Annotated in this window: 3 protein-coding genes; 2 read left to right on the top strand and 1 reads right to left on the bottom strand. The window is 72.3% G+C overall.

Going from position 1 to position 2,919, the window contains the following annotated elements:
* Positions 1-149: 149 nt before the first annotated feature.
* On the bottom strand, positions 150-809 hold the full coding sequence (locus ACIF9R_RS18130; protein ID WP_399980774.1) for a copper resistance protein CopC: 660 nt from the start codon (positions 807-809) through the stop codon (positions 150-152).
* Between the two features lie 115 nt (positions 810-924).
* Between ACIF9R_RS18130 and ACIF9R_RS18125 the strand changes: the two genes are divergently transcribed.
* Together ACIF9R_RS18125 and ACIF9R_RS18120 are read left to right on the top strand one after the other, a co-directional pair.
* Positions 925-1,566, top strand: coding sequence for a copper chaperone PCu(A)C (locus ACIF9R_RS18125; protein WP_399980772.1), 642 nt, complete (start codon positions 925-927; stop codon positions 1,564-1,566).
* An 8-nt stretch (positions 1,567-1,574) separates the two neighbouring features.
* On the top strand, positions 1,575-2,831 hold the full coding sequence (locus tag ACIF9R_RS18120; protein WP_399980770.1) for a Dyp-type peroxidase: 1,257 nt from the start codon (positions 1,575-1,577) through the stop codon (positions 2,829-2,831).
* The last annotated feature ends 88 nt before the right edge of the window (positions 2,832-2,919 follow it).

Raw genomic sequence — 2,919 nt, 5'->3', positions numbered from 1 at the left:
GCGGAGCGTCCCGTGCGGGCCTGGCAGTGGGCCGGGCGGTGCGGCCCGCGGCGAACCTGCCGTCCGGAGTGTCCCGCCGCCAGGCTCCGGAGAGTCCCCTCCGGGCCTGGCGGCGGGCCGGGTCCGGCCCGTTCCATCCGGCCCAGGTCTCACGGGCGCCGCATCGACCGGACCAGGAGCACGCCCAGCAGGGCCAGGACGGCCACCAGCGCCGCTCCTCCCACGAGCCACACCGCCGACCACGACACGTCGCCCTCGTCGTCGGCGGTGCCTGATTCACCCGCCCCACCCGCACCGGGGCCGGCCGACGGCGTCCCGTCCGCGGTACCCGCCGGCGAGGCCGAGGCCGGTACCACGGTCGGCGCCGCCGGATCCGCGTTGGTGAAGGTGTAGCGGCCCTGCAGCGGAGCCCCGTCGGCCGCGACGCTGCGCCAGGTGACGACGATCTCCCCGGAGGGCAGCGCCCTCACCTTCTGCTCCACGTCGTTGTTGAGCGCGTCGGGCGTGCCGTCGCTGTACGACACACCGTCGGCGCCGGACACCACGATGGTGGTGAACTGCTGCTTGACCGGCCCGTCGAAGGTCAGCGTGACCGACCCGGGGGACCGGGACACCGTGGACCCCGCCGCCGGGTCGGACCGGACCAGCCGCGCGTGAGCCTGCGCCGGTGCGGCCACCGCGACGACCAGCAGCAGCGCGAGCAGCGCGAGGAGTGCCGGCACGGCCGCGCGGACGGTCGTGGAGGGCCCGGCGGGCGGGAACGGGACATCGCTTCGGGGCTTCACGTACCAGTACGTCGGATCCGGCACCCGAAAAGTTCCCGGAGAACTTTCTGAACGTGCCCGGGAACTTCCGGCCAGAGCGCCACGACTACCTGTCCGAAGTGCCGAACTGCCGAACGCGAAACCGAAGGGCCGACGAATCATGCGCGCCAGCACCAGTCCCACACCCCGCGGAACCCGCCGTCCGCGTGTCCTCGCCGCCGCCTCGGCGGTCGCGGTGCTGGGGATGATCACCCTTGCCGGTTGCGGCGGCTCGGACGACTCGCCGTCCCCGTCCGGCCCGGACGCCTCCGCCTCCGTCACCGCGACACCCGGCAAGGCCGCCGTCACTGCCGCGCCGGTCACCATGAAGGACCCGTGGGTGAAGGCCGCCGAGTCCGGCATGACCGGGGCGTTCGGCACCCTGGTCAACAGCACGGACGCCGACATCACCGTCACGTCCGCCACCTCCACCGCGTCCAAGAGGACGGAGCTGCACGAGGTGGCCGACGTGGACGGCAAGATGGTGATGCGCCCGAAGGAGGACGGGTTCGTCATACCGGCCAAGGGCAGCCACACGCTCGAACCGGGCAGCGACCACCTGATGCTGATGGGGCTGACGGGCGCCGTGAAGCCGGGCGACGAGGTCCCCGTCACCCTGACCTTCAAGGACGGCCGGACGCTCGAGTTCACCGCCGTCGCCAAGGAGTTCGCGGGCGGCAAGGAGAACTACGAGCCCGGCGGGTCGGGCATGAAGGACTCCGACATGAAGGACTCTGACATGTCCAACATGAAGAAGGACTGACCCCCGCCATGGAGGACAACCGCATCTCGCCCGTCAGCCGCCGCCGGGTGCTGGCCGGCGGAGCGCTCACCGTCACGGGTGCCCTTGCCGGTGCCGGGGTCACCGCCGCCGTGGAGCGTGGCAGCGCGTCCGGGGACGGCAGTGGCGGCGACACGGGCCGACGCCCGCGGACGGTCACCGCCGCCTACGGGGAGGAGACCGTGCCCTTCCACGGCAGACACCAGGCGGGCATCGCGACCCCGGCCCAGTCCCACGCCGTGTTCCTCGGCTTCGAGCTGGCCAAGGGCACGGACCGCGCGGCCCTGGGCCGGATGATGCGGCTGCTCACCGACGACGCCGCCCGGCTCACCCAGGGTGAGCCGGCCCTGGCCGACACCGAACCCGAACTCGCGGCGCTGCCGGCCAGACTGACCGTGACCTTCGGGTTCGGGCCCGGACTGTTCGAGGCGGCAGGCGTCGACGAGCAGCGCCCGGCCTCCCTGGAACCGCTGCCGCGGTTCGGTATCGACCGGCTGCAGGACCGCTGGAGCGGTGGCGACCTGCTGATCCAGATCTGCGCCGACGACCCGCTCACCGTCGCGCACGCCCAGCGCATGCTGACCAAGGACGCCAGGTCGTTCGCCCGGCTGCGCTGGACCCAGCGCGGGTTCCGCCGCGGACGCGGCATCGAGGACGACGGGGTCACCCAGCGCAACCTCATGGGCCAGCTCGACGGCACCGCCAACCCGGACCTGGACGACGACGTCTTCTCGGAGATCGTCTGGACCGACGCGGGGCCGCGATGGCTGAGTGCCGGCGGTACGACCCTGGTACTGCGCAGGATCCGCATCGAGCTGGAGACCTGGGACGCGGTCGACCCCGGCGCCAAGGAGTTCACCGTCGGCCGCAGGCTGAGCACCGGGGCACCGCTCACCGGCACCGCCGAGAAGGACGACCCCGACTTCGGCGCCACGAACGACCTCGGTTTCCCGGTCATCTCCGAGCACGCCCACATACGGCGGGCCCACGTGGGAGAGGACCGGCGGCGCATCTTCCGCCGGCCGTACAACTACGACGACGCCGTCGCCGCGGACGGGCGGTCGGAGGCCGGGCTGCTCTTCGCGTCGTTCCAGCGCGACATCGGCGAGCAGTTCCTGCCGATCCAGCGCAGCCTGGACGAGTCCGACCTCCTCAACGAGTGGACCACCCCCATCGGTTCGGCGGTCTTCGCCGTCCCACCGGGCTGCGCCCCCGACGGCTGGATCGGAGACACCTTGCTCGGCTGACAGTGAGGATGTGACGTGGTGACGCTGCTGGCGGGTCTGACCCCTCGGCTGACTGACGTCTCGACTGTCCTGTTTGGGATTTGTCGGC

Source organism: Streptomyces sp. NPDC086080, from assembly GCF_044540255.1.
In the GTDB taxonomy this organism is placed as follows: domain Bacteria; phylum Actinomycetota; class Actinomycetes; order Streptomycetales; family Streptomycetaceae; genus Streptomyces.
This window is presented reverse-complemented; position numbering and strand designations above follow the sequence as displayed.

Excerpts from the sequence above, each read along its gene's own strand:
- ACIF9R_RS18125 (WP_399980772.1), top strand. The coding sequence starts at position 925 with ATGCGCGCCAGCACCAGTCCCACACCCCGCGGAACCCGCCGTCCGCGT.
- ACIF9R_RS18120 (WP_399980770.1), top strand. The coding sequence starts at position 1,575 with ATGGAGGACAACCGCATCTCGCCCGTCAGCCGCCGCCGGGTGCTGGCC.